Here is a 506-nt window from a genome sequence, read left to right on the forward strand (position 1 = left end):
TGACCGATGCCCGAAGGTCTTCCTCTCGGCCATCGCTCTCGCAGCCACGGTCATCTACTAGCTATGAGGCCTGACCCTTGCGCATGGACGACTTCTTCCCGCTCGATATGCGAAAAGAACGGGTTTCCCAAGGCCAGCGTCCAGGCTCGTTTCGCGCTTTGGTTATTCGCATCGCTGGTCCGGCACCAGCGTTCACCGCGAGCGGTATCGAGTCGTCGGGCACTTGCCCGGTCGCCCACCGACCGCGCCTCTATGTAAAGGTCGAATGCTGTCTCGAGGCAGATCTGCAGTTCGCCTGCAAGCATCGCCTCCTATTGTTCAGTGAGGTCGGTCGCTTCGAGAAGGCGCCAGCTGGCCCATCGGTCGGCCCTTTACGGGCAATTTTTAGTTTCAAATTTGGTTGCGAGGATGGCGCGCATTTCCCGTGTCTCTGAATAGCCCCGTGTATCGTGGACGCCTTCTTCGCTAATTTTGAGGCAAGGAGGCCATGATGAGCAGCAGCAAGT

1 protein-coding gene is annotated in these 506 nt (G+C 58.1%); it reads left to right on the forward strand.

Annotated features, from left to right (window positions below; translation table 11 throughout):
• Positions 1–83 precede the first annotated feature (83 nt).
• Entirely contained in the window at positions 84–434 is a 351-nt protein-coding gene (locus ACFQ4E_RS20615; protein ID WP_386806411.1) for a hypothetical protein, read from the forward strand.
• Positions 435–506 lie beyond the last annotated feature (72 nt).

The organism is Litorisediminicola beolgyonensis (genome assembly GCF_042679605.1).
Lineage (GTDB): Bacteria > Pseudomonadota > Alphaproteobacteria > Rhodobacterales > Rhodobacteraceae > Litorisediminicola > Litorisediminicola beolgyonensis.